The 24,279-nt window shown below is 70.9% G+C and carries 16 protein-coding genes; 11 read left to right on the top strand and 5 right to left on the bottom strand.

All coding sequences use genetic code 11. The features are described from left to right. The first annotated feature begins 232 nt into the window (after window positions 1–232). A complete protein-coding gene (locus tag ACT2CW_RS10545; RefSeq protein WP_445516662.1) occupies window positions 233–1,870 on the top strand; it encodes a M4 family metallopeptidase in 1,638 nt (545 codons plus the stop codon). A gap of 145 nt (window positions 1,871–2,015) precedes the next feature. Next, a complete protein-coding gene (locus tag ACT2CW_RS10550) occupies window positions 2,016–3,695 on the top strand; it encodes a M4 family metallopeptidase (RefSeq protein WP_445516367.1) in 1,680 nt (559 codons plus the stop codon). Window positions 3,696–3,749: 54 nt separating this feature from the next. Here the strand turns inward: ACT2CW_RS10550 and ACT2CW_RS10555 are convergent, their stop codons facing one another. The 3 genes from ACT2CW_RS10555 to ACT2CW_RS10565 form a co-directional block, all read right to left on the bottom strand. Continuing rightward, window positions 3,750–5,174 (bottom strand): phosphate ABC transporter substrate-binding protein, encoded by a 1,425-nt coding sequence (locus ACT2CW_RS10555; RefSeq protein WP_445516368.1) that lies wholly within the window; start codon window positions 5,172–5,174, stop codon window positions 3,750–3,752. A gap of 275 nt (window positions 5,175–5,449) precedes the next feature. Beyond that, on the bottom strand, window positions 5,450–5,647 hold the full coding sequence (locus tag ACT2CW_RS10560) for a hypothetical protein (protein WP_445516663.1): 198 nt from the start codon (window positions 5,645–5,647) through the stop codon (window positions 5,450–5,452). A 128-nt stretch (window positions 5,648–5,775) separates the two neighbouring features. Continuing rightward, the gene (locus ACT2CW_RS10565; protein WP_445516369.1) at window positions 5,776–6,567 is read right to left on the bottom strand and encodes an SDR family NAD(P)-dependent oxidoreductase; all 792 of its coding nucleotides are present in this window, start codon (window positions 6,565–6,567) and stop codon (window positions 5,776–5,778) included. A 136-nt stretch (window positions 6,568–6,703) separates the two neighbouring features. Here ACT2CW_RS10565 and ACT2CW_RS10570 point away from each other — a divergent pair, with 136 nt between their 5' ends. Then, window positions 6,704–7,084: a winged helix-turn-helix transcriptional regulator gene (locus ACT2CW_RS10570; RefSeq protein WP_445516664.1), complete on the top strand. Its 381-nt coding sequence runs from the start codon at window positions 6,704–6,706 to the stop codon at window positions 7,082–7,084. Between the two features lie 141 nt (window positions 7,085–7,225). Here the strand turns inward: ACT2CW_RS10570 and ACT2CW_RS10575 are convergent, their stop codons facing one another. Together ACT2CW_RS10575 and glgP are read right to left on the bottom strand one after the other, a co-directional pair. Continuing rightward, window positions 7,226–7,378: a hypothetical protein gene (locus ACT2CW_RS10575; protein WP_198549161.1), complete on the bottom strand. Its 153-nt coding sequence runs from the start codon at window positions 7,376–7,378 to the stop codon at window positions 7,226–7,228. A 266-nt stretch (window positions 7,379–7,644) separates the two neighbouring features. Beyond that, on the bottom strand, window positions 7,645–10,350 hold the full coding sequence (glgP, locus tag ACT2CW_RS10580; protein WP_445516370.1) for an alpha-glucan family phosphorylase: 2,706 nt from the start codon (window positions 10,348–10,350) through the stop codon (window positions 7,645–7,647). Window positions 10,351–10,560: 210 nt separating this feature from the next. Here glgP and ACT2CW_RS10585 point away from each other — a divergent pair, with 210 nt between their 5' ends. The 8 genes from ACT2CW_RS10585 (at window position 10,561) to glgB (ending at window position 24,263) form a co-directional block, all read left to right on the top strand. Further along, a complete protein-coding gene (locus ACT2CW_RS10585; protein ID WP_445516371.1) occupies window positions 10,561–12,396 on the top strand; it encodes a rhamnogalacturonan lyase in 1,836 nt (611 codons plus the stop codon). Window positions 12,397–12,423: 27 nt separating this feature from the next. Next, the gene (locus tag ACT2CW_RS10590) at window positions 12,424–13,218 is read left to right on the top strand and encodes a pectate lyase (protein WP_445516372.1); all 795 of its coding nucleotides are present in this window, start codon (window positions 12,424–12,426) and stop codon (window positions 13,216–13,218) included. A gap of 77 nt (window positions 13,219–13,295) precedes the next feature. Further along, the gene (locus ACT2CW_RS10595) at window positions 13,296–14,159 is read left to right on the top strand and encodes a helix-turn-helix domain-containing protein (protein ID WP_445516373.1); all 864 of its coding nucleotides are present in this window, start codon (window positions 13,296–13,298) and stop codon (window positions 14,157–14,159) included. A 68-nt stretch (window positions 14,160–14,227) separates the two neighbouring features. After that, window positions 14,228–15,460 carry a S8 family peptidase gene (locus ACT2CW_RS10600; RefSeq protein WP_445516374.1) on the top strand — a complete coding sequence of 411 codons (1,233 nt, stop codon included), beginning with the start codon at window positions 14,228–14,230 and terminating at the stop codon, window positions 15,458–15,460. Between the two features lie 279 nt (window positions 15,461–15,739). Beyond that, window positions 15,740–17,734 carry an alpha-1,4-glucan--maltose-1-phosphate maltosyltransferase gene (locus tag ACT2CW_RS10605; protein ID WP_445516375.1) on the top strand — a complete coding sequence of 665 codons (1,995 nt, stop codon included), beginning with the start codon at window positions 15,740–15,742 and terminating at the stop codon, window positions 17,732–17,734. After that, window positions 17,731–19,476 carry a maltose alpha-D-glucosyltransferase gene (gene treS, locus ACT2CW_RS10610; RefSeq protein WP_445516376.1) on the top strand — a complete coding sequence of 582 codons (1,746 nt, stop codon included), beginning with the start codon at window positions 17,731–17,733 and terminating at the stop codon, window positions 19,474–19,476. Before ACT2CW_RS10605 ends, treS begins: the two co-directional genes overlap by 4 nt. A gap of 476 nt (window positions 19,477–19,952) precedes the next feature. Further along, window positions 19,953–21,503 (top strand): maltokinase N-terminal cap-like domain-containing protein, encoded by a 1,551-nt coding sequence (locus ACT2CW_RS10615; protein ID WP_445516377.1) that lies wholly within the window; start codon window positions 19,953–19,955, stop codon window positions 21,501–21,503. 549 nt (window positions 21,504–22,052) lie between these two features. Then, window positions 22,053–24,263 carry a 1,4-alpha-glucan branching enzyme gene (gene glgB / locus ACT2CW_RS10620; protein ID WP_445516665.1) on the top strand — a complete coding sequence of 737 codons (2,211 nt, stop codon included), beginning with the start codon at window positions 22,053–22,055 and terminating at the stop codon, window positions 24,261–24,263. Window positions 24,264–24,279: the final 16 nt, after the last annotated feature.

Below are 24,279 nucleotides of genomic sequence, written 5' to 3' on the forward strand. Positions count from 1 at the left end.
TGGCTTCAAAAGCTGACGTCAAGCTGTCCGGAATCCGAAGGTTGATCAGCATTCAACGAACATTTTCCCCTCGACCTGTCGTGAAACCCGTGACATGTCCCGGACTTGTGTGACAGTCTGCCCAACGCATTACGCATCAGTACCTCTTGTTCAGCACCGGGCCGCACTTCCCCGCAGCCCGGCGCTGACCCCCCCACAGCAACGAGGAGATCGCGTGCGCAAGACCTTCAGCATGCCCATATCCGGTGCTGGCAAGCGGCGTTCGGCCATCGCGGCCGGTACCGCCGTCGCCGCGGCGGCCCTGCTCGCCTCCGGCCTGAGCGCCGGAACCGCGGGCGCCGCCCCGGCCGACGCCAAGTCCGGCGCCCAGCCCGCGGCGCTCACCGCCTCGGCCCGTGCCGAGCTGCTCCGCGAGGCCAACGCGACCAAGGCGGACACCGCCTCGTCGCTCGGCCTCGGCGCCAAGGAGAAGCTGGTCGTCAAGGACGTCATCAAGGACGCCGACGGCACCACCCACACCCGCTACGACCGCACCTACGACGGCCTGCCCGTCCTCGGCGGCGACCTGGTCGTCCACCGCGCCAAGGGCGGTGACGTGAAGAGCGTCACCAAGGCCACCAAGGCCACCGTCAAGGTCGCCTCCACCACGGCCGGGATCGCCCCGAGCGCCGCGGCGAAGTCGGCCGTCAAGCTGGCCAAGGCCGACGACACCGCCAAGGCGACGGCCGACCAGGCCCCGCGCAAGGTGATCTGGGCCGCCGACGGCAAGCCCGTGCTCGCCTACGAGACCGTCGTCGGCGGGGTGCAGAAGGACGGCACCCCGAACCAGCTGCACGTCATCACCGACGCCGCCACCGGCAAGAAGCTCTACGAGTACCAGGGCATCGAGACCGGCAAGGGCTCCAGCGAGTACAGCGGCGAGGTCGAGCTCGGCACCAGCAAGGAAGGCAGCGGTTACACCCTGACCGACGCCGACCGCGGCGGCCACAAGACCACCAACCTGGAGAACAAGGAGGACGGCGAGGGCAAGGCGTTCACCGACGACGACGACAACTGGGGCACCGGCAAGCCGGACGACCCCCAGACCGCCGCCGTCGACGCCCACTACGGCGCCGCCGCCACCTGGGACTACTACAAGAACGTGCACGGCCGCGACGGCATCGCGGGCGACGGCAAGGGCGCCTACTCCCGCGTGCACTACGGCGACAGCTACGTCAACGCCTTCTGGGACGACAGCTGCTTCTGCATGACCTACGGCGACGGCCAGGGCAACAAGGCCCCGCTGACCGCGCTCGACGTGGCGGGCCACGAGATGAGCCACGGCGTCACCTCCAAGACCGCGGGCCTGGAGTACAGCGGCGAGTCGGGCGGTCTCAACGAGGCCACCTCCGACATCTTCGGCACCTCGGTGGAGTTCAACGCCAAGAACACCACCGACGTCGGTGACTACCTCATCGGCGAGGCGATCGACATCAACGGCGACGGCACCCCGCTGCGCTACATGGACAAGCCGAGCAAGGACGGCCAGTCCGCGGACAACTGGTCCGACGACGTGGGCGACCAGGACGTGCACTACTCCTCCGGCGTCGCCAACCACTTCTTCTACCTGCTGTCCGAGGGCAGCGGCGCGAAGGAGATCAACGGTGTGAAGTACGACAGCCCCACCGCCGACGGCTCCAAGGTCGAGGGCATCGGGCGGGACAAGGCCGAGAAGATCTGGTACAAGGCCCTGACCACGTACATGACCTCCAACACCGACTACCACGCCGCCCGTGAGGCCACCCAGAAGGCCGCCACGGACCTCTTCGGCGCCGACAGCGCCGAGGCCAAGGGCGTGGACGCCGCCTGGGCCGGGGTCAACGTCAAGTAAAACCACCTGAGTTACCGCACGACACTCTGCCGGTGCCCGGGGCCTCAGGCCCCGGGCACCGGTATGTTTTATCCACGGCAAAGTGACATCTTTGTCGCGTTGGGCGGAAGCTTCGCCCAACTCCCCATCACAACTGGAGATACGCGTGGATTCACGTTCGACGTCGGCCATATCCGGCATATCCCGTCTCAGACGCTCGCGTACCGCCCTCGCCGCCGGAGCGGCGACCCTGGCCGCCTCCCTGCTCGCCGCCGGCGCCACCGCCGGATCCGCGAACGCGGCCCCCTCCTCGGCCCCTTCGGCCACCCGCTCGGGTGCCACCACTGTCTCGCTCTCCCCCTCGGTCCGCGCCGAGCTGCTGCGGGAGGCGGGCTCCACCGCCGTCTCCACCGCGAAGTCGCTGGGGCTCGGGGCCAAGGAGAAGCTGGTCGTCAAGGACGTCGTCAAGGACGCCGACGGCACCACCCACACCCGCTACGAGCGCACCTACGCCGGACTGCCGGTCCTCGGCGGCGATCTGATCGTCCATGAGTCCGCGAGCGGCGCCTCCCAGGGTGTCGACAAGGCGACCGACGCCGACATCGAGGTCGGCGACACCAGCGCCGCCATCGCCCCCTCCGGCGCCGAGCGGTCCGCCCTCGGCGCCGCGCGCGCCGCGGGCGACAAGGAGGCGGGCTCTGGCCACGCGCGCAAGGTGATCTGGGCCGCCACCGGCAAGCCCACCCTGGCGTACGAGACGGTCGTCAGCGGGGTGCAGAAGGACGGTACGCCCAGCAAGCTGCACGTCATCACCGACGCCGACTCCGGAAGGAAGCTCTACGAGTTCCAGGCCGTCGAGAACGGCACCGGCACCGGCCAGCACAACGGCAAGGTCACCGTCGGCTCGGTCAAGAGCGGCAGCCAGTGGCTGCTCAAGGACACCGCGCGCGGCGGCCACCAGACGTACAACCTCAAGCACTCGTGGGACGAGACCAAGAAGGGGTCGGCGTTCTACGACGCCGACAACGTCTGGGGCAACGGCAAGCCCACCATCGCCCAGACCGCCGCCGTGGACGCCCACTACGGTGCCGCGATGACCTGGGACTACTACAAGAAGGTCCTCGGCCGGAACGGCATCAAGGGCAACGGCAAGGCCGCGTACTCCCGCGTCCACTTCGGCGACGCGTACGAGAACGCCTTCTGGGACGACGACTGCTTCTGCATGACCTACGGCGACGGCACGGGCAACAAGAAGCCCCTCACCTCGCTCGACGTCGCGGGCCACGAGATGAGCCACGGGCTCACCTCGGCCACCGCCAACCTCGAGTACAGCGGCGAGTCGGGCGGTCTCAACGAGGCCACCTCCGACATCTTCGGCACCGCCGTGGAGTGGTACGCCAAGAACGCCAAGGACCCCGGTGACTACCTCATCGGCGAGAAGATCGACATCAACGGCGACGGCACCCCGCTGCGCTACATGGACAAGCCCAGCAAGGACGGCCTGTCCTACGACTACTGGAAGAGCGGTGTGGGCAACGACGACCCGCACTTCACCTCCGGTATCGCCAACCACTTCTTCTATCTGCTGTCCGAGGGCAGCGGCCGCAAGGTCATCGGCGGGGTGACCTACGACAGCCCGACCAAGGACGGCCGTACCGTCAAGGGCATCGGCCGCGCCAAGGCCGAGAAGATCTGGTACAAGGCCCTGACCACGTACATGACCTCGACCACCAACTACGCCAAGGCCCGCACCGCGACCCTCAAGGCCGCGAAGGCGCTGTACGGCGCCACCAGCGCCGAGTACAAGGCGGTCGACAACGCCTGGGGCGGCGTCAACGTGAAATGACTCCGCCGGTCGGCCGGGCTTCCTGGCCCGGCCGACCGGTCGCCCCGCTGTCCCCTACCGTCCGCCGGTCGCCAGCTGGCACGCCCGCTGGTTCTCGGCGGCGGCGCAGGGCAGATGGCCATGCTTCTCGATGAGGTTCCGCCCGGTGTCCCCGGCCAGATAGTCGAGGAATTTCGAGGTCAGGGAGTTGGCGGGCGGCGCGGTGTAGGTGTACGCGTACTCCGGCTCCCAGAAGGGGTAGATCCGCTCCCGCACCGCGTCGATGGACGGCTTGCGGTTGTCGAGCGCCACCAGATGGAGGGCCCCCTTCTGGGCACTCTCCTCGGCGGAATGCAATTCGGCGTAGCCGATCGCGCCGGGGGTGTTCGCCACCGTCTTCAACACCTCGCCGGTGCTGTCGAGTTCACAGCGGACGACGGCGTCCCCGGTGAATTTCGGGGTCCGGCAATTGTCGGACGTCCGCGAGATCTCGTTACGCTCCAGCACCCGGCTCTCGAACACGCCGCGGGTCCCGGATTTCGCGTCCCGGCTCACCAGCCGCACCGGTAGATCGGGCCCGCCGGGCAGCTGGTTCCAGTTGGTGATCCGGCCCGAATAGAGGGCTCGGACATCCTCCAGCGAGAGATCGGTCATCCGTACGTCCTTGTTCACCACCACGCTGAACACGGACAGCGCCACCAGATGCTCCTTGAGCTTGGGGTTCCCGTCCCCCTCCGGCCCGTCGGAAAAGGCGAGATACGACGGGAATCCGCCCTTCGCCGCCTCCCCGACGTCGATCAGCGTCTTCGTACCGCGCCCACTGCCCTGCGCCTCGACGGTGACATGGGCATCCCGGCAGTCGCCCTGATACGCCGTGCCCGCGTCCTGCGCCACCGGCTTGAACGCGGTCGAGCCGACGATCGTCAGATTTCCCTCGGCACAGCCGCGCGGCAGCGGATCGTCCCGCCACACCCGCATACCGAACGACTGGAGCATCAGCATCGCCAGCAGACTGCCGATGAGCCCGAGCATCCGGTTGCTGGGCCGCCGGAACTTCTCGTTGTTCCGGATCCTGCCCTCTTTGATCCGCCCGCCCACATGCGGCGGCTTGTCGGTCCCGGCGCCCGTCAGCAGCACCAGCAGCTTGAAGTGATCCCCCTTGTTCAGCGGCACCCGGGGCAGCGAGATCTCATTGCCCGCACAGACCAGCCCGGGATTCTCCGGCGTCCCGCGCTGCGGCAGATGCCGCAGCAGATCCGGATGGCTGGGCTCGGTGACCGCCACATCCCGTACGACGCGATTGGGAAAGGTCGCGGTCAGCCCGCGGTGATTCGTCGCCGGCGCCGTGATGTAGTCGTCGGCGTCAATGCTCCGAAACCCATCATTCTCAATCCGCAACAGGACGAGTGAGGCCCCGGCCAGATCCGGGGTATTCTCCAGCATCCGCAACCGCTGATGAATCGGCCCGTCCTGGGTGCTGTCGTCTATCAACGTGTCCATCTGCACGCGATAACCGATACGCTTCCGCCCGGGAATCAGCCGCTCATACGAGAGCCCGCCAACGGTCACGACGACGCCGAGCAGCGCCAACAGATTCTCGGGCGCAGTCAACTGCTCCAGCCACTTCATGGTTGCCCCCCGTGCATGCAATGGCTTCAGGGGGGCGAATGTACGCTCCGAGAACGCACATATGGCCGATGTGGCCCAGCTCTCATCCAATGTTCGTCCCGCGTTCAACCACCACGGGCGCGGGGGCGCCGCCGCCTCACACGGGGTCAGAGGTCGTCCGGCAGGCGGATGACGCGGTCGAAGGGACGCTTCTGGAAACCGGTCCGCAGATTGCGACAGTCGGGCGCCTTGCACATGAAGAACTCCTCGACCGTCTTCCGCCCCGTCCGGTTCTTGAGCCAGGCCTTCTCGTTGGCGGAGAGACGACGGTGCAGTTCATCGGTTCCACAGGTGTAGCAGTACATCTTCTGGTCTCGCACGACACCTCCTGAAACGGGCGGACAGCCAATCCGCGAGCCTATAAGGCACGTTGGGCGATGGACAGCACACAACCGGACAACCCGGACCCCGCCCGGAGGGCCACGATGCGGGATCAGCCGTGCCCGTCGGCCCGCTCGGCAACGAGGGCGCGGAATGCCTCCAGGTCACCGATGACCTCTTCCGCCCGATCTGGCCGCTGGTACAGGCTGTAGTAGCGGGCGCCGATGGCATCCGGGTCGGCCACTTCGTCGCCGGGGATGACACCGGAGGCGATGGTCACCGTTGCCGCGTGGATCCCCTGGGGGCCGAGCTCGGCGTGCAGGGCATGCGCCCAGTTGCGCAAGGCGGCCATGGCCAGCCCCACGTTGGCCAGGAATGGCGCGGCGATCGTGGAGGAAACGCCAGTGGTCAGCAGCAGCGTTCCCTCGCCACGGGCGCGCATCTGCGGCAGTACCTGCCCCACGGCTGCCACCGCGCCCAGCACATGCAGCTCGAACTGCGCGGCGGCAGATGTGACGGTGGTCTGCGCGGCGTGGGTGATCGGTCCGGTCGGGCTGGGGCTGTACTCCAGAACATCCACTGGCCCCAGCACCTCCCCGGCCCTGGCGAGGGCATCGGCCAGCGCGTCACGATCCCGGATGTCGGCGGGGAACGCCGCGGCGGTGATGCCCAGCCCGGTCAACTCATCCACCAGAGCGGCGAGCCTGTCCTCGCTTCGCGCGATCAGGCCCACCTGGAAATCCTGACGGCCGAAAGCTCGGGCCACGCCCATTCCCAGCCCCGGGCCGGCACCGACGATAACGAGCGTCTTCGCCACTACAACATCCCTTCCGATCACAGCGGTCACGCCGAACTCAGGCCGCGGCCCGCCAATCAGGTAGTTACTCTTTGTTCGCAGCAGCATGATTTGTCACTGCCGTGATGGTGACAAGACGGCACATTTATGTCGGTGACGTACATGGAGGTAACCCTTGGCTCTCTCCAGGAAGACCTCGTCGACCGGGCAGCACCGCGACGTCCCGCCTCAGCCGCCAGGGGACATGGGCGGCGATGAGCCGGATGACGAGGTATGCCGACAGGTGCTGCGGATCCTCGCCCTGATCGGCGACAAGTGGAGCATCCTGGTGATCGGGCAGCTCCGCGACCGAACCCTGCGCTTCAGCGAATTGCATCGCGCGGTCACCGGGATCTCGCAGCGCATGCTCACCCTGACCCTGCGGCAACTCGAGCGCGACGGCCTCCTCACCAGGACCGTGCACCCCAGCGTTCCTCCGCGCGTCGACTACGCGCTCACCGCGCTCGGTACAACGCTGCTGGACTCAGTCGCCGCTCTCGCCGAATGGGCCGCCACGCACCGGCAAGAGATCAACAGCAACCGACGCCGCTACGACGCCACCCACCCACCTCGAACCCAACCCTGATCGCCACTCGACCTGCGCGACGACGAGGTCGCAATCCCGCTGGCACGACCTCCGAGCACGGCAACTGCCCAACGCTCTACGAAATCGAAGAAACCGGCGATCTTTTCGAACGAGTGGACCGGCCCCACGCAGGTCCTCCCACTAGTCGTCGCCTCCGCGCCATGTGGCGCGGACCCGGCGCCATGCCTCGATGACGGCCGGGAGCTTGGACAGGAGCTCCGCTGACAGGGTCAGTATCAGTCCGGCGAGGCCGAAGGCCGCGAGGACGAGCAGGGTGACGGTGTCCCAGTCCACCAGTTCTCAACCCTTCGATCGGGGTGGTCGAACCGATGGCCCGGCAGGCTCAGCCCGACCACCTCGTACGGTGGTCAGCTGAGGTCCTGCCGACGTCCAAGATCTCAATACGAACGGCCGGAGAGCGGCGCTCTCCGGGACCGTCGGCAATTCCGGCCGCCACTTCGGGCGGCGGCCGGCTTTTTTCGTGCACCCCGAGACGTCGGGCATGGGGTGGCACTTTCCCCCGTGCCGAACGGTCCGTCACCAGTTTAACCGCCGGAGGCTCAGCGCATCAGGACTCCCGCCGCCTCGGATGTGGTTTCCGAGGGGATGGCGATGAGGCCCGGTTCGGCGGGGTGGGAGAGGAGGGGGTGGGTGGGGAGGACGCGGATGGTGTAGCCGAAGGGGCCGGTGCGGTTGAGGGCCAGGGGGGCTTCGTAGAGGCGGCTGCCTTCGATGTCGGGGCCCGCGGTGGGTTTGAGGGGGATGTGGGTGGCGTCGGTGATGTGGTCGGTGTCGTCCACGCGACCCGCCACGGCTTGGACTTCGACGTCCGCCGGGTCCAGGGTGCCCAGGCGCACCCGGGCGCGGAGGGAGAGCGTCGAGCCGAGTTCGGCGGCGTCGCCCGGGGCGGGTGGGGTGAGGTGGGCCTCGACGTGGTCGACGGCGACGTCCGGCCAGGCGGCGCGGATCCGGGTCTTCCAGCCGGCCAGTTCGGCGGCCGCCTCGAGGTTCAGGGCCCGGTGGGAGCGGGCGGCGGGGGCGTAGAGGCGCTCGACGTATTCGCGGACCATGCGGCCCGCGAGGACCTTGGGGCCGAGGGTGGTGAGGGTGCGGCGGACCATGGCGATCCAGCGGCCGGGGAGGCCGTCCAGGCCGCGGTCGTAGAAGCGCGGGGCGACCCGCTGCTCCAGCAGGTCGTAGAGGGCCGCGGCCTCCAGGTCGTCGCGGCGGGTCTCGTCGATGGCGTCCCCGTCGGCGGTGGGGATGGCCCAGCCGAAGTCCGGCTCGTACCACTCGTCCCACCAGCCGTCGAGGACGGAGAGGTTGAGACAGCCGTTCAGGGCCGCCTTCATACCGCTGGTGCCGCATGCCTCCAGCGGGCGCAGCGGGTTGTTGAGCCAGACGTCGCAGCCGGGGTAGAGGTTCTGGGCCATGCCCATGCCGTAGTCGGGCAGGAAGACCAGGCGGTGGCGCACCCGGGGGTCGTCGGAGAAGCGGACCAGTTCCTGGACGAGGCGCTTGCCGCCGTCGTCGGCCGGGTGGGCCTTGCCCGCGACCACGATCTGGACCGGCCGCTCGGGGTGGAGCAGCAGCTCCATCAGCCGGTCCTGGTCGCGCAGCATCAGGGTGAGCCGCTTGTAGGAGGGGACGCGGCGGGCGAAGCCGATGGTGAGGACGTCGGGGTCGAGCACGCCGTCGATCCAGCCGAGCTCTGCGGTGCCCGCGCCGCGCTGCCGCCAGGAGGCGTACAGCCGCCGCCGGACCTCGGCGACCAGCCGCTTGCGCAGGGTGCGGCGCAGCTCCCACAGCTCGGTGTCGCCGAGGTGGCCGAACTGGCGGGCGCCGAGCCGGGTGACCTCGGGGGCCGTCCAGGTGGGCGCGTGCACCCCGTTGGTGACGGAGGTGATGGGCACCTCCTCGGGGTCGAAGCCCGGCCAGAGCCCGGCGAACATCTCCCGGCTGACGCGGCCGTGCAGGGTGGACACCCCGTTGGCACGCTGGGCCAGCCGCAGCCCCATCACGGCCATGTTGAAGAGGTTGGGCTCCCCGCCGGGGTAGGTCTCCATGCCGAGCGCGAGGATCCGCTCGACCTCGATCCCGGGCAGCTCGGCGTCGTCCCCGAAGTGGCGGGCGACCAGCTCGCGGTCGAAGCGGTCGATCCCGGCGGGCACGGGGGTGTGGGTGGTGAAGACGGTCCCGGCCCGCACCGCCTCATGGGCGGTGTCGAAGTCGGCCCCGTCGGCGATCAGTTCGCGGATGCGCTCCAGGCCCTGGAATCCGGCGTGGCCCTCGTTGGTGTGGAACACCTCGGGCTCGGGGTGGCCGGTGAGCCGGCAGTACGCGCGCAGGGCGCGGACGCCGCCGATGCCCAGCAGCATCTCCTGGAGCAGCCGGTGCTCGCTGCCGCCTCCGTACAGCCGGTCGGTGACCTCGCGCTCGCCGTGGCCGTTCTCCTCCACGTCGGAGTCGAGCAGCAGCAGTGGCACCCTGCCCACCTGGGCCTGCCAGACGCGGGCGTGCAGCGGACGGCCGCCGGGCAGGGTGAGCGGGATCCGGACGGGCCGTCCGTCCGTCTCGCACAGCTGGGTGAGCGGGAGCTCATCGGGGTCCAGGACCGGATAGTGCTCCTGCTGCCAGCCGTCGCGGGAGAGCGACTGCCGGAAGTAGCCGTGGCGGTAGAGGAGGCCGACGCCCATCAGGGGGACGCCGAGGTCGCTGGCGGCCTTGAGGTGGTCACCGGCGAGGATGCCGAGGCCGCCGGAGTACTGGGGCAGGGCGGCGGTGATCCCGAATTCCGGCGAGAAGTAGGCGATGGCGGTGGGGAGTCCTGAGGGGGCGGGTGGGACGGAGGGTACGGACGCGCCCGGGGACACAGCGGGTACGGACGCGTCTGACGCCACGGGCGCGCCCGGGGACACAGCAGGTACGGACTCGACCGGGGTCGGCCCGGCTCTGTCCTCGGCGGCGACCCGGCCCTGATACCACCGGGGCCCGGTCAGATAGTCGTGCAGATCATCCGCGGCCGCCGTGAGACGGCGCAGGAAGGAGCGGTCCTCGGCGAGGTCCGCGAGCCGGGAGAGGGGCACGGCGCCCAGCAGCCGCACCGGGTCGCCGCCCGACTCCCGCCATCCCTCGGGGTCCACGGACTCGAAGAGCTCGCGGGTCTCGGGGTGCCAGGACCAGCGCAGATTGCGCGCCAGCCGGTTGAGCGGTCGCAGGGGCTCCGGAAGGACGGGGCGCACGCTGAATCGACGAATGGCCTTCACTCTTCGACGGTAGCGGCCGACGAGTCCCTGTTTCGGCTGTTTCGCCCCGCACCCGAGAAGTCGGCCCGAAGGCGGCAACCTTTCAGGCCAAGGGGACGACTAGGGGTCACACCTTCCCCCCATGCCTTGGAGGACCACGTGCGCTCTCGGGACAGTTCGCACATTCCGCCCCCCGCTCATCCGCCCAGATCCACCCCGCGCAGGGGCCGGATGCTGGCCGCCGTCTGCGCGGCGGGTGCGCTGACCGTCACCTCGCTGGTGAGCGTCTCGGAGGCCGCCGAGGGCAAGGGGCCCACCCCGAACGCGGCCGCCGCGGCCCAGCTCGAGAAGCTGGACCGGGGGCTGGTGAGCGTGCACACCGGCAATGACAACCTGGTCAGCTGGCGCTGGCTGGCCACCGACCCGGACGGTGTGACGTTCAACCTCTACCGGGGTGGCGTCAAGGTCAACTCCTCCCCCATCACCACCACGAACTACCTCCACAAGGACGCCCCGAACAGCGCGGACTACACCGTGCGGGCCATTGTGGGCGGGGCGGAGCAGCCCGCCTCGCCGAGCGCGATCCAGTTCCGCCCGGGGTACTACGATGTGCCGATCTCACCCCCGGCGGGCGGCTCGGACTACACCTATGAGGCGAATGACGCCTCGGTGGGCGACCTCGACGGCGACGGCGACCTGGACTTCGTCCTGAAGTGGCAGCCGACCAACGCCAAGGACAACTCCCAGTCGGGCGTCACCGGCAACACCATCGTCGACGGCTACACCCTCCAGGGGCAGCGGCTGTGGCGGATCGACCTGGGCCGCAACATCCGCTCCGGTGCCCACTACACCCAGTTCCAGGTGTACGACTACGACGGCGACGGCCAGGCCGAGATCGCGATGAAGACCGCGGACGGCACGGTGGACGGCGCCGGAAGGACGATCGGCAGCGCGTCCGCCGACTACCGCAACTCCAGCGGCTATGTGCTCGGCGGACCCGAATATCTGACGATGTTCAACGGCCGTACGGGCGCCGCGATGAGCACGGTGGACTACGTCCCGCCGCGCGGCACCGTCTCCTCCTGGGGCGACTCCTACGGCAACCGCGTGGACCGCTTCCTGGCCGGGACGGCGTATCTCAACGGCTCCACCCCCTCGCTGATCGAGGCGCGCGGCTACTACACCCGCACCGTGATCTCCGCCTGGAGGTTCAGCGGAGGCCAGCTCACCCGCCAGTGGACGTTCGACACCAACAGCTCCACCAACACCGGCAAGGGCTACGACGGCCAGGGCAACCACGCGCTGGCCACCGGCGATGTGGACGGCGACGGCAGGGACGAGATCGTCTACGGCTCGATGGCCGTGGACGACAACGGCAACGGGCTGTGGACGAACAAAAACGGCCACGGCGACGCCGCCCACCTCGGCGACCTCGACCCCTCCCGGGCGGGTCTGGAGTACTTCAAGGTGGACGAGGACTCCTCGAAACCGGGCTCGTACTTCGCCGACGCCCGCACCGGCCAGGTGCTGTGGTCCACCGCGTCCGGCGGCGACAACGGGCGCGGCGTGGCCGGTGACATCTGGGCGGGCAACGACGGCGCGGAGATGTGGTCCGCGCGGGACGACCAGATCCGCGACGAGGGCGGCGGCGCCAAGGGCCGCAAGCCCTCCTCGATCAACTTCCTGGCCTGGTGGGACGGCGATCCGGTGCGCGAGCTGCTGGACGGCACCCACATCGACAAGTACGGCACCTCGGGTGACACCCGGCTGCTCACCGGCTCCGGGGTGCACTCCAACAACGGCACCAAGGCCACCCCGTCGCTGTCCGGCGACATCCTCGGCGACTGGCGCGAGGAGGTGGTCTGGCCGACCAGCGACAACAAGGCGCTGCGGATCTACTCCACGCCGTACGAGACCGACCGGAAGATCACCACGCTGCTCCATGACCGGCAGTACCGCGAGGCGCTGGCCTGGCAGAACACGGCCTACAACCAGCCCCCGCACCCCAGTTTCTTCATCGGCGACAAGATGGCGACCCCGCCGCGGCCGGCCATCACCACCCCGTGAAACCCCCCACCGAGAAGGAGATCCGACATGGCTGAACCACGCACCAGGTACCGGGCGATGGCCGGGGTCCTCGGCGCCGTCGCCCTCACCGCGGGCGCGATCACCACCGGGCTGACCCTGCCCACGGCCTCCGCCGCCAGCTGGCCCACGCCCAGCGGCACCCCGCAGGCGGTCTCCAAGACCATCAGCGTCAGCGGGACGACCGACGGCGGGATGAAGCGCTACTACGGCTCCGGCGACCTCGGCAGTGACAACCAGGACGAGGACCAGGGCCCGCTGTTCGAGCTGAAGGACGGCGCCACGCTGAAGAACGTCATCCTCGGCGCCCCGGCCGCCGACGGCGTCCACTGCGAGGGCAGCTGCACCCTCCAGAACGTCTGGTGGGAGGACGTCGGCGAGGACGCCGCCACCTTCCGCGGCACCGGCAAGACGTTCAACGTCATCGGCGGCGGCGCCCGTAAGGCCGCGGACAAGATCTTCCAGTTCAACGGCGGCGGCACGCTCAACATCTCGGGCTTCGCCGGGCAGGACTTCTCGACCTTCGTCCGCTCCTGCGGCAACTGCTCCTCGCAGTACAAGCGCACCATCAACGTGAGCAACTCCGAGATCACCGCCCCGGGCAAGGTCATCGGCGGGATCAACACCAACTACGGCGACTCGCTGACCCTGCGCGGGATCACGATCGTCGGCGACAGCAGCAAGAAGATCGTCCCGTGCCAGAAGTACATCGGGAACAACACCGGCGCCGAGCCGAGCAAGAACGGCAGCGGCCCCGACGGCACCTACTGCAAGTACAGCTCGTCCGACATCACCTACAAGTGATGTGCGGATGACCGCGCGCCGTGCCTGACCCTCACAGGGACAGGCACGGCGCGCGCCCGTGCCGGACACTGGTGGGTATGGACACAACCGCCGAGCTGGGGAGTTTTCTGCGCACCCGCCGCGCCGGGCTGCGCCCCGAGGACGTCGGCCTGGTCGCGTACGGGACCCGGCGCCGGGTCCCGGGGCTGCGCCGCGAGGAGCTGGCGCAGCTGGCCGGGGTGAGCGCGGCGTACTACACGCGGCTGGAGCAGGGCCAGTCCACCAGCGCCTCGGACGGGGTGCTGGACGCGCTCGCCCGCGCGCTGCGGCTGAGCCCGGACGAGCGGGCGCACCTCGGCAATCTGGCCCGGCCGCCGCGCGCCGGGCGGCGCCCCGCGCGGCGCGCCGAGTCCGCGCGCCCGGCGACCCGGCGGCTGCTCGCCGCGATGGACGGCGTACCGGCCGTGGTCCTCGGCCTGCGCTTCGACGTCCTGGCGTGGAATCCGCTGGGGCACGCCCTGATCGCCGGACATCTGCCCGCCGACGCGCCCGAGCGCCCCGCCGACCGGCCCAACACCCAGCGGATGCTGTTCCTCGACTCCCACACCCGTGAGCTGTATCCGGACTGGACGGGCGAGGCGCGGCGCGCGGTCTCCTCGCTGCGGCTGGTGGCCGGGGCGCACCCCGACGACCGGCGGCTCGCGGAGCTGGTCGGCGAACTGACCGTGAAGAGCGAGGAGTTCGCGGCGCTGTGGTCGCGCCACCCGGTGCGCCGGTGCGCCTTCGGCACCAAGTCCTTCCACCATCCGCTGGTGGGGCCGCTGGAGCTGGACTTCGAGATGACCCGGCTGCCGGACTCCGGGGGCCAGGCCCTGCTGATGTACGGGGCGGAGCCGGGGTCACCGTCGGAGGCGGCGCTGCGGCTGCTGTCGCGGGAGGCGGTCGCGTTCTACGCCCCCTGATGCGCCCTTGTCGGGATCTTTCGTCCCACGCGACGCTTGCGCCGTCGAGTTGGGGAGGGGATCGTTCCATGGCATGTGCGTCTGCGGGCCCCCGGCGGAGGGTGGCGGCGCCGGCCGCCGTCGTCGCGGTGGTCCTGGTGGTCTTGTCGCCCGCTCAGACCGTTCCCGCGCAGGGGGTCCAGGCCACGGGCGGGGCGGGGACCCACGGCTATATCGTCGCCCTGAAGCGGGGCGCGGCAGCGCCCGCGGCGGCGTCCGGGGCGGGCCGGGCGCTGATCGAGCGGTACGGGGCGCGGGTGCGCCGGGTCTACCGCACCGCGCTCAACGGCTATGCGGTACGGGCGAACGCGGCACAGGCCGGGCGGCTGGCGGCCGATCCGCGGATCGCCTCGGTGACCCGGGACGAGCGGGTGTCGCTGCGCTGGTCCCGGGCGCGGTTACCGGCCCCGCCGCGCGGCCGGGCGCGGCCGCCGTGGGGTCTTGACCGGATCGACCAGCCGGACCGGCGGCTGGACGGGGCGTACACCGCGCCCCGCGGCGGCGGGCACGGCACCACGATCTATGTGATCGACTCCGGGGTGCGCGCCTCCCATGAGGACTTCGGCGGCCGGGCCCGCTCCGGCTGGGACTTCGTGGACGACGATCCGGTGGCCGAGGACGGCAACGGCCATGGCACCCATGTGGCCGCCACGGCCGCGGGCACCCGCTACGGCGTGGCGAAGGAGGCCACGATCGTGGCCGTACGGGTGCTGGACGACCGGGGCGAGGGCACCATCGCGCAGGTGCTGGCCGGAATGGACTGGGTGCTGCGACACGCCAGGCGGCCCGCGGTGGTCAATCTGAGTCTGGGCTCGGCGGCCGCCACCCCGCTGCCCCAGTGGGACGCGGCGGTGCGGGCGGGGATCGCCGCCGGTCTGGTCTTCACCGTGGCGGCGGGCAACCAGGACCGGCCCGCCGCCTCGTTCTCGCCGGGCCGGGTGCCGGGGGCGCTCACGGTGGGCGCGACCGACCACGCCGACCGGCGCTCTGGATTCTCCAACTGGGGCCCGGGAGTTGACCTGTTCGCGCCCGGGGACCGGATCGTCTCGGCGTCCAGCGCGAGCGATACGGCGGCCAGGACGCTGTCGGGCACCTCGATGGCGGCCCCGCATGTCGCGGGCGCCGCCGCGCTGTATCTCGCCGGTCATCGCTTCGCGACTCCGGCCCAGGTCGGGGCGGCGCTGACGGCCGGTGCGAGCAAGGGCCGGGTGCGCGGCGCGGGCCCGGGTTCGCCGAACCGTCTGCTGCGGGTGGCCAACTGACGTAACCACAGAACGCATCGGGTGGACGGCCCCGCCTACGGGCGGGGTCGATTCATGTACCCCGCGTTACGAACCGGTAGTTAACGGGAACCCGGATTGTCTCCCCATTCCGCAGGGGAAGGCTTTCCACGCGCGCCCCCCATGGCCGACCCCATCCGCCCACCAGAGTGAACGCGGACAGGAGCTGTCATGCCCGCAACCCAACGCCCGGCGGCAAAACCGATACAAAGGACAAAAGCCGCCCCCGCGTCTCCATCCGCACTGCCGTCAGGTGATCCTATGATCGGTCGCATTCCCATTCTGGATATCCGCCCGCTGATCGACTGCGGCCGCCGCCCCGCCAAGGCGGTGGTGGACGAGACCTTCGAGGTCAGTGCCACCGTGTTCCGGGAAGGTCATGACGCGGTCAGCGCCAATGTGGTCCTCCGGGATCCGTCCGGCCGCTCCGGCCCCTGGACCCCGATGCGTGAACTCGCCCCCGGCACCGACCGCTGGGGCGCCGAGGTCACCCCCGGCGCGCCCGGCCGCTGGACGTACACGGTCGAGGCGTGGAGCGATCCGATCGCCACCTGGCGCCATCACGCCCGCATCAAGGTCCCGGCCGGGATCGACACCGACCTGGTCCTGGAGGAGGGCGCCCTGCTGCATGAGCGCGCGGCGGCCGGAGTGCCCAAGAACGACGGCCGGGAGGCGGTGCTGGCGGCCGTCGACGGGCTGCGCGACGAGCGCCGCCCGGTGGCCGACCGGCTCGCCGCCGCCCTCGCGCCCGATGTGACCGACGCCCTCGACCGCCATCCGCTGCGGGAGTTGGTCACCTCCTCGCGCCCCATGCCGCTCCAGGTGGACCGGGAGCGCGCGCTGTTCGGCTCCTGGTACGAGCTCTTCCCGCGCTCGGAGGGCGCCAAGGTGACCGAGGGGCGGCGGCCGGTCAGCGGCACCCTGCGCACCGCCGCCGAGCGGCTGCCCGCGATCGCCGCCGCGGGCTTCGACGTGGTCTATCTGCCGCCGATCCACCCCATCGGCACCGCCTTCCGCAAGGGCCCCAACAACACGCTCTCCGCGGGCCCCTTCGACGTGGGCTCGCCCTGGGCCATCGGCTCGGCCGACGGCGGCCATGACGCGATCCACCCCGACCTCGGCACCTTCGAGGACTTCGACCACTTCGTGGCGCGCGCCCGGGAGCTGCGCATGGAGGTGGCGCTGGACTTCGCGCTCCAGTGCTCCCCGGACCACCCCTGGGTCTCCCAGCACCCCGAGTGGTTCCACCAGCGCGCCGACGGCACCATCGCGTACGCCGAGAACCCGCCCAAGAAGTACCAGGACATCTATCCGCTCGCGTTCGACCGGGACTTCCACGGGCTGGTCCGGGAGACCGAGCGGGTGCTGCGCCTCTGGATGGCGCACGGGGTGCGGATCTTCCGGGTGGACAATCCGCACACCAAGCCGGTGGTCTTCTGGGAGAAGGTGCTCGGCGACATCCACCGCTCCGACCCCGATGTCCTCTTCCTCTCCGAGGCGTTCACCCGCCCGGCGATGCTGAACGCCCTCGGCGCGGTCGGCTTCCACCAGTCGTACACCTACTTCACCTGGCGGAACACCAAGCAGGAGCTCACCGACTACCTCACCGAGCTGTCGGGGGACGCCGCCGCCTGGATGCGGCCCAACTTCTTCGTCAACACCCCCGACATCCTGCACGCCTACCTCCAGGAGGGCGGCCGCCCCGCCTTCGAGGTGCGGGCCGTGCTGGCCGCCACCCTCTCCCCCGCCTGGGGCGTCTACGCGGGCTACGAACTGTGCGAGGGCACCCCGGTGCGCCCCGGCAGCGAGGAGTACCTGGACTCGGAGAAGTACCAGCTCCGGCCGCGCGACTGGGCGGCGGCCGAGCGCGAGGGAAGAACGATCACCCCGCTGCTGGCCCGGCTGAACCGGGTGCGCCGCCGCCATCCCGCCCTGCGCCGGCTGCGCAACCTCAGATTCCACCACGCCGACAACGATTCCGTCATCGTCTACTCCAAGCGCGCGGGCGACTCGTGTGTGGTCACGGTCGTCAACCTCGACCCTCACCACACCCAGGAGGCGACGGTCTCGTTGAACATGCCGGAACTCGGCCTCGAGTGGCATGAGTCCGTCCCGGTGCGCGACGAGCTCACCGGCGAGACCTATCACTGGGGCAGGGACAACTATGTGCGCCTGGAGCCGGGGCGGGATATGGCTCCGGCGCATGTGCTGTCCCTGCGACCGTCCTCACCGATCGGAGGGTCACCCACAACATGATCGTCAACGAGCCCGTACCGGACACATTCGAGGACACGCCCGCGGGCGACCGCGATCCCGACTGGTTCAAGCGCGCGGTCTTCTACGAGGTCCTGGTCCGCTCCTTCCAGGACAGCAACGGCGACGGCGTCGGCGACCTCAAGGGCCTGACGGCCAAGCTGGACTATCTGCAATGGCTGGGCGTGGACTGCCTGTGGCTGCCGCCGTTCTTCGCCTCACCGCTGCGCGACGGCGGCTACGACGTCTCGGACTACACCGCCGTGCTGCCGGAGTTCGGTGACCTCGCCGACTTCGTGGAGTTCGTCGACGCCGCTCATCAGCGCGGGATGCGCGTGATCATTGACTTTGTCATGAACCACACGAGTGATCAGCATCCGTGGTTCCAGGAGTCCCGCAGCGACCCGGACGGACCGTACGGCGACTACTACGTCTGGGCCGACGACGACAAGCAGTACCAGGACGCGCGGATCATCTTCGTCGACACCGAGACGTCCAACTGGACCTTTGATCCGGTACGTAAGCAGTACTACTGGCACCGCTTCTTCTCGCACCAGCCGGACCTCAACTTCGAGAACCCCGCCGTCCAGGAGGAGGTACTGGCCGCCCTGCGCTTCTGGCTGGACCTGGGCATCGACGGATTCCGGCTCGACGCCGTCCCGTATCTGTACGCCGAGGAGGGCACCGACTGCGAGAACCTGCCCCGGACGCATGAGATGCTCCGGCGCGTCCGGGCCGAGATCGACGCCCACTATCCGGACACCGTGCTGCTGGCCGAGGCCAATCAGTGGCCGGAGGACGTCGTCGACTACTTCGGCGACTTCTCGGCGGGCGGCGACGAATGCCATATGGCCTTCCACTTCCCGGTGATGCCGCGCATCTTCATGGCGGTGCGGCGCGAGTCCCGCTACCCGGTCTCGGAGATCCTCGCCAAGACCCCCGCCATCCCCTCCGGCTGTCAGTGGGGCATCTTCCTGCGCAACCACGACGAGCTGACGCTGGAGATGGTCACCGACGAAGAGCGCGACTACATGTACGCGGAGTACGCCAAGGATCCGAGGATGCGGGCCAACATCGGCATCCGCAGACGACTGGCGCCCCTGCTGGACAACGACCGCAACCAGATCGAGCTGTTCACCGCGCTGCTGCTGTCCCTGCCCGGCTCGCCGATCCTCTACTACGGGGACGAGATCGGCATGGGCGACAACATCTGGCTCGGCGACCGCGACGCCGTGCGCACCCCCATGCAGTGGACCCCCGACCGGAACGCGGGCTTCTCCTCCTGCGATCCGGGGCGCCTGTTCCTGCCGACCATCATGGACCCGGTCTACGGCTATCAGGTCACCAATGTCGAGGCGGCCATGAGCAGCCCGTCCTCGCTGCTGCACTGGACCCGGCGGATGATCGAGATCCGTAAGCAGAACCCCGCCTTCGGGCTCGGCTCCTTCACCGAGCTGCCGTCCTCCAACCCGGCTGTCCTCGCGTTCCTGCGCGAGGCTCCGACGACCCGGGACGGCGAGGACGACCTGGTGCTGTGCGTGAACAACTTCTCGCGCTTCGCCCAGCCCACCGAGCTGGACCTCCAGTCCTTCGCCGGCCGCCATCCGGTCGAGTTGATCGGCGGGGTCCGCTTTCCGGCCATCGGCGAGCTGCCGTATCTGCTCACGCTGGCCGGGCACGGCTTCTACTGGTTCCGGCTGCGGCGCGGCGAGCCGGTGGGGCGCTGGGCGGACCGCGTCGGCTGAGCGATGCTTTCCCCTACCCGCCCCTTCCCTCAACTGGGGCTCCGCCCCAGGCCCCGCTCCTCAAACTCCCCCAGCTACCGCTGGGAGGTGCCCCCTGGAGGGGCTGATTTCAGCCCGTCCGGCGTTTGAGGACACGCCCGAAGGGCGTCCGGGGTCCAGGGGCGGAGCCCCGGCACGGGGTCTGGGGCGGATGCCCCAGTTTCGGGAAGGGGCGGGGTGGGGAACAGCCCGCCGCAGGCGCCAGCTCCGCCGTGGGGTCATCCGTACGCGTCCATCTCGGGCGCGTACGGGCGTTTTCGACCCCCCGTCATGGGCACTCTGTACTCACACCGTCACCGGCGGGCCCGATGGCGTTCACCGGGCTCGCCGTACGGACGATCCTCGCCCGACACGTCCCGCACCGTCGCACAGTCAATGCCGCAATCCGGGACACTTTGCCCTGATCTGTCGTGTGCCCGGGGAAAGGACGCGACGCCATGCCGGAAGCTCCGCTCTCCCGGGGGGCACATCACCCGCCGACCGCCGTACCGCGGGACCAGCCCCCACCGGCCGCGGTCCGCACCGCCGCGGCCGCGGGCCCGCCCGGGCTGCTCACCTCGCTCGCGCCGCTGCTCGCCGAGTGGCTGCCCCGGCAGCGCTGGTTCGCGGGCAAGGGCCGTCCCGTCACCGGCTTCGCGCTGGTCTCCGCGACCGAGCTGCTGCCGTGGCGGGCGAGCGGCGGCACGCCCGGGCTGCTCCATCTGCTGATCCGCGCCGAGCAGCCGGAGCCGCCCGGCCACCGGCACGGCTTCGGCTGCGGCCACCGGCGCGGGGCGGCGGCCAGCGACTGCTACCAGCTGCTGCTCGGGGCACGCCCCGCCCTGCCGCCGTCGCTCGCCCCCGCGCTCATCGGCCGGCCCGGCGGCGGTCCGCTGGACGGGCAGACGGTGTACGAGGCGCTGGCCGACCCCCGGCTCACCACGCTGCTGCTGGAGCGGCTGCGGATGCCCGGGCGGCTCGGCCCGCTGCGCTTCGTACGGGAGCCGTCCAGCGCGATCCCCTCCGCGCTCGCGCCCCGGGTGATGACCGCCGAGCAGTCCAACTCCTCGGTGGTTTACGGCGATACGTTTATTCTCAAGCTCTTCCGGCGGGTCAGCCCCGGCACCAACCCGGACCTGGAACTCCCCCTCGCGCTCGCCCGCACCGGCTGCTCCCGGGTGCCCGCGCCCGCCGCCTGGTTCGAGGCCGAGCCCCCGGCCGAGGGCGCCGGGCCACGGCCGGAGCCGTTCACCCTGGGGGTGCTCCAGCCCTTCTTGACCGGTTCCCGGGACGGCTGGCAGCTCGCGCTGGACGCCCTGGCCGCCGACGGCGACTTCGCCGACGCCGCCCGCGCGCTGGGGCACGCGACCGCCGAGGTCCATCTGGCGATGGCCCGCGCACTGCCCACCTCCGTGCTGCGCCGCCCGCAGATCGAGCACCTCGCGGCCGCCATGAGCGAACGGCTCGACTCGGCCGCCGCCGCGGTGCCCGCCCTCCAGCCGTACCGCACCGCGCTGCACGGCGCGTACGAGGACCTGGCCGCGCTGGGACGGGCGGGCCGCACCTGGGCGGCCCAGCGCATCCACGGCGATCTGCACCTGGGGCAGGCGCTGCTCACGGGAAACGGCGGGGACGGCGTGGACGGCGGAGGAGGCGGGCGGTGGTCGCTCATCGACTTCGAGGGCGAGCCGTCCCGTCCGCTGGCCGAGCGGCGCCGCCCGCAGCCGCCGGTGCGCGACATCGCGGGCATGCTGCGGTCCTTCGACTACGCGGCGGCCGTGGGACGCCATGAGCACCCGCAGGAGTGGGCGGGCCGCACCCGCGCCGCGTACTGCGCGGGCTACGCGGAGGCGTCCGGCACCGATCCGCGCGACGAGCCGGAGCTGCTGCGCGCCCATGAGACCGACAAGGCCGTCTACGAGGTGCTCTACGAGGCGCGGCACCGCCCCGACTGGCTGTCCGTCCCGATGACCGCGATCCACCGCCTGGCCGCCACCACCCGAGCCTGACCCCGGGGCCGCCCCCCCGGCCGGACCCCGACCGGGAGCCGGGGCCCGGGGCCCCCGGTTCCCCCGGACCGCGGCCCCACCGCCCCCCTCCTTCCCCCGCCTCTCCGATTCCCGCTTCCGACCGTTCCGTCCGACCCCCGACACCCCCGGGAGGACCACCCCGTGACCGCACGACCGCCGTCCGGCCAGTACCCGTCCGACGAGGGACCGGGCCACGCGCCCGCCGCCACCGGCGCCACAGCCGGCCCGGCGGTCCCGGCGACGTTCCTCTCCGCCCGCACCCCCACACGGACCGAACCCGCCACCGCCCACCGGGACGCATCCGCCCGGCCGGGCGGGAGCGCGGACCGCTCGGCGCCGACCACGTCCCCCGCACCCGCCGACGGGCCCCGGCCGAGCCGCGAGGCCCAGGTGTCCTACGGCTCACCGCCCGTGCCCCGGGCGCCCCGCACGGGCGAGGAGCCGCACGAGGAGGGCGGCGGCGCGGGCGGGCCGTCGCGGGTGGCCGGGCGGCCCGTGGCCGGGGGCGGCGCGGGCCCGGACAACGTGGTGGAGGACGAGCGCGGGGTGCGGGCCGCGCCCGCGCCGGCGGGCGAGGACCGGCGGCGGCTGCTGGCCGGGACGCATCACGACCCGCACGCGGTGCTCGGCGCCCACCCCGTGCCCGGCGGGGTGCTGTTCCGGACCCTGCGCCCGTACGCCCGGTCGGTGACCGTCGCCGCCGCCGGGCTGCGCGCGCGGCTGCGGGCCGAGGGGGACGGGCTGTTCTCCGGGGTGCTGCCGCTGCGGGAGATCCCGGACTACCGGCTGCTGGTGGCGTACGAGGACGCCGAGCTGGAGCTGCACGACCCGTACCGCTTCCTGCCCGCCATCGGCGAACTCGATCTGCACCTGATCGGCGAGGGCCGCCACGAGGAGCTGTGGCGGGCGCTCGGCGCGCGGCCGATGACCCACCAGGGCGTCTCCGGCACCCGCTTCACCGTATGGGCGCCCAATGCCCTCGGGGTGCGGCTCACCGGCGACTTCACCTACTGGGACGGCACCGCGCTGCCGATGCGCTCGCTCGGCGGCAGCGGCGTATGGGAGCTGTTCCTGCCGGGCGTGGGCGAGGGCGCGCTCTACAAGTTCGAGATCGCCGGGCCCGACGGCGGCCACTCCCTGCGCGCCGACCCGATGGCGCGGCGCACCGAGTGCCCGCCCGCCACCGCCTCCGTCGTCCACGCCTCGCACCACGAGTGGGGCGATGACGCGTGGATGGCGCGGCGGAAGGGCGGGCGCGTCCATGAGCTGCCGTTCTCCGTCTACGAGGTGCACCTGCCGTCGTGGCGGCCGGGGCTGACCTACCGGCAGCTCGCCGAGCAGCTCCCGGCGTACGTCAAGGACCTGGGCTTCACCCACGTCGAGCTGATGCCGGTGGCCGAGCACCCCTTCGGCGGCTCCTGGGGCTACCAGGTGACCGGCTTCTACGCGCCCACGGCCCGCCTCGGCACCCCGGACGACTTCAAGTACCTGGTGGACGCGCTGCACCGGGCGGACATCGGGGTCATCGTGGACTGGGTGCCCGCGCACTTCCCGAAGGACGCCTGGGCGCTGGCGGAGTTCGACGGCCGTCCGCTGTACGAGCCGGCCGATCCGCTGCGGGCCGCGCACCCGGACTGGGGCACGCTGGAGTTCGACTACGGGCGCCCGGAGGTGCGCAACTTCCTGGTGGCGAACGCGGTCTACTGGTGCGAGGAGTTCCACATCGACGGCCTGCGCGTGGACGCCGTCGCCTCCATGCTCTACCTCGACTACTCCCGCGAGCCCGGCCAGTGGACGCCCAACGCGCACGGCGGCCGGGAGAACCTGGACGCGGTCGCCTTCCTCCAGGAGATGAACGCGACCGTCTACCGCCGCTGCCCGGGCGTGGTCACCATCGCCGAGGAGTCGACCGCGTGGGACGGGGTCACCCGCGCCACCCACCACGTGGGCCCCAGCGGGTTCGGCGGCCTCGGCTTCGGGCTGAAGTGGAACATGGGGTGGATGCACGACTCGCTGGGCTATCTCGCGCACGAGCCGGTGCACCGCGCCTATCACCACCACGAGATGACGTTCTCGATGGTGTACGCGTACAGCGAGAACTACGTGCTGCCGATCTCGCACGACGAGGTGGTGCACGGCAAGCGGGCCCTGGTGTCGAAGATGCCCGGCGACTGGTGGCAGCGGCGCGCCACCCACCGCGCCTACCTCGGCTTCATGTGGGCCCACCCGGGCAAGCAACTGCTCTTCATGGGCCAGGAGTTCGCGCAGGGCGCCGAGTGGTCGGAGGCGCACGGCCCCGACTGGTGGCTGCTGGACCCGTCGTACTCCGCCGAGCCCGACCACCGGGGCGTCCGCGACCTGGTCCGCGACCTCAACCGGACGTACGCGGCCACGCCCGCGCTGTGGCAGCGGGACACCGACCCCGAGGGCTTCTCCTGGATCGAGGGCGATGCCCGCGAGGACAATGTCTTCGCCTTCCTCCGCTACGACGCCGAGGGGTCTCCGCTGCTGGCCATCAGCAACTTCTCCCCGGTGGTCCGGCATGAGTACCGCGTCGGGACGCCGGAGGGGGTGCCGGTGTGGCGCGAGGTGCTGAACACCGACGACCGGGCTTACGGCGGCGGTGGCGTGGTCAACGCCGAGCCGCTGAAGGCCGGGCCCACGGGGTGGCACGGCCGTCCGGCCTCCATCCTGCCGGTGCTGCCGCCGCTGGGCACGATCTGGCTGCGGCCCGCCTGAGCCGTACGGACGCCCC

The organism is Streptomyces sp. NEAU-174 (assembly GCF_052665095.1).

Coding starts and splice junctions, on each gene's coding strand:
- ACT2CW_RS10615 (WP_445516377.1), top strand. CDS start 19,953: ATGCCGGAAGCTCCGCTCTCCCGGGGGGCACATCACCCGCCGACCGCC.
- ACT2CW_RS10560 (WP_445516663.1), bottom strand. CDS start 5,647: ATGTACTGCTACACCTGTGGAACCGATGAACTGCACCGTCGTCTCTCC.
- ACT2CW_RS10570 (WP_445516664.1), top strand. CDS start 6,704: ATGGGCGGCGATGAGCCGGATGACGAGGTATGCCGACAGGTGCTGCGG.
- ACT2CW_RS10595 (WP_445516373.1), top strand. CDS start 13,296: ATGGACACAACCGCCGAGCTGGGGAGTTTTCTGCGCACCCGCCGCGCC.
- ACT2CW_RS10590 (WP_445516372.1), top strand. CDS start 12,424: ATGGCTGAACCACGCACCAGGTACCGGGCGATGGCCGGGGTCCTCGGC.
- ACT2CW_RS10585 (WP_445516371.1), top strand. CDS start 10,561: ATGCTGGCCGCCGTCTGCGCGGCGGGTGCGCTGACCGTCACCTCGCTG.
- ACT2CW_RS10555 (WP_445516368.1), bottom strand. CDS start 5,174: ATGGACACGTTGATAGACGACAGCACCCAGGACGGGCCGATTCATCAG.
- ACT2CW_RS10565 (WP_445516369.1), bottom strand. CDS start 6,567: ATGCTGCTGCGAACAAAGAGTAACTACCTGATTGGCGGGCCGCGGCCT.
- treS (WP_445516376.1), top strand. CDS start 17,731: ATGATCGTCAACGAGCCCGTACCGGACACATTCGAGGACACGCCCGCG.
- ACT2CW_RS10605 (WP_445516375.1), top strand. CDS start 15,740: ATGATCGGTCGCATTCCCATTCTGGATATCCGCCCGCTGATCGACTGC.
- ACT2CW_RS10545 (WP_445516662.1), top strand. CDS start 233: ATGCCCATATCCGGTGCTGGCAAGCGGCGTTCGGCCATCGCGGCCGGT.
- ACT2CW_RS10600 (WP_445516374.1), top strand. CDS start 14,228: ATGGCATGTGCGTCTGCGGGCCCCCGGCGGAGGGTGGCGGCGCCGGCC.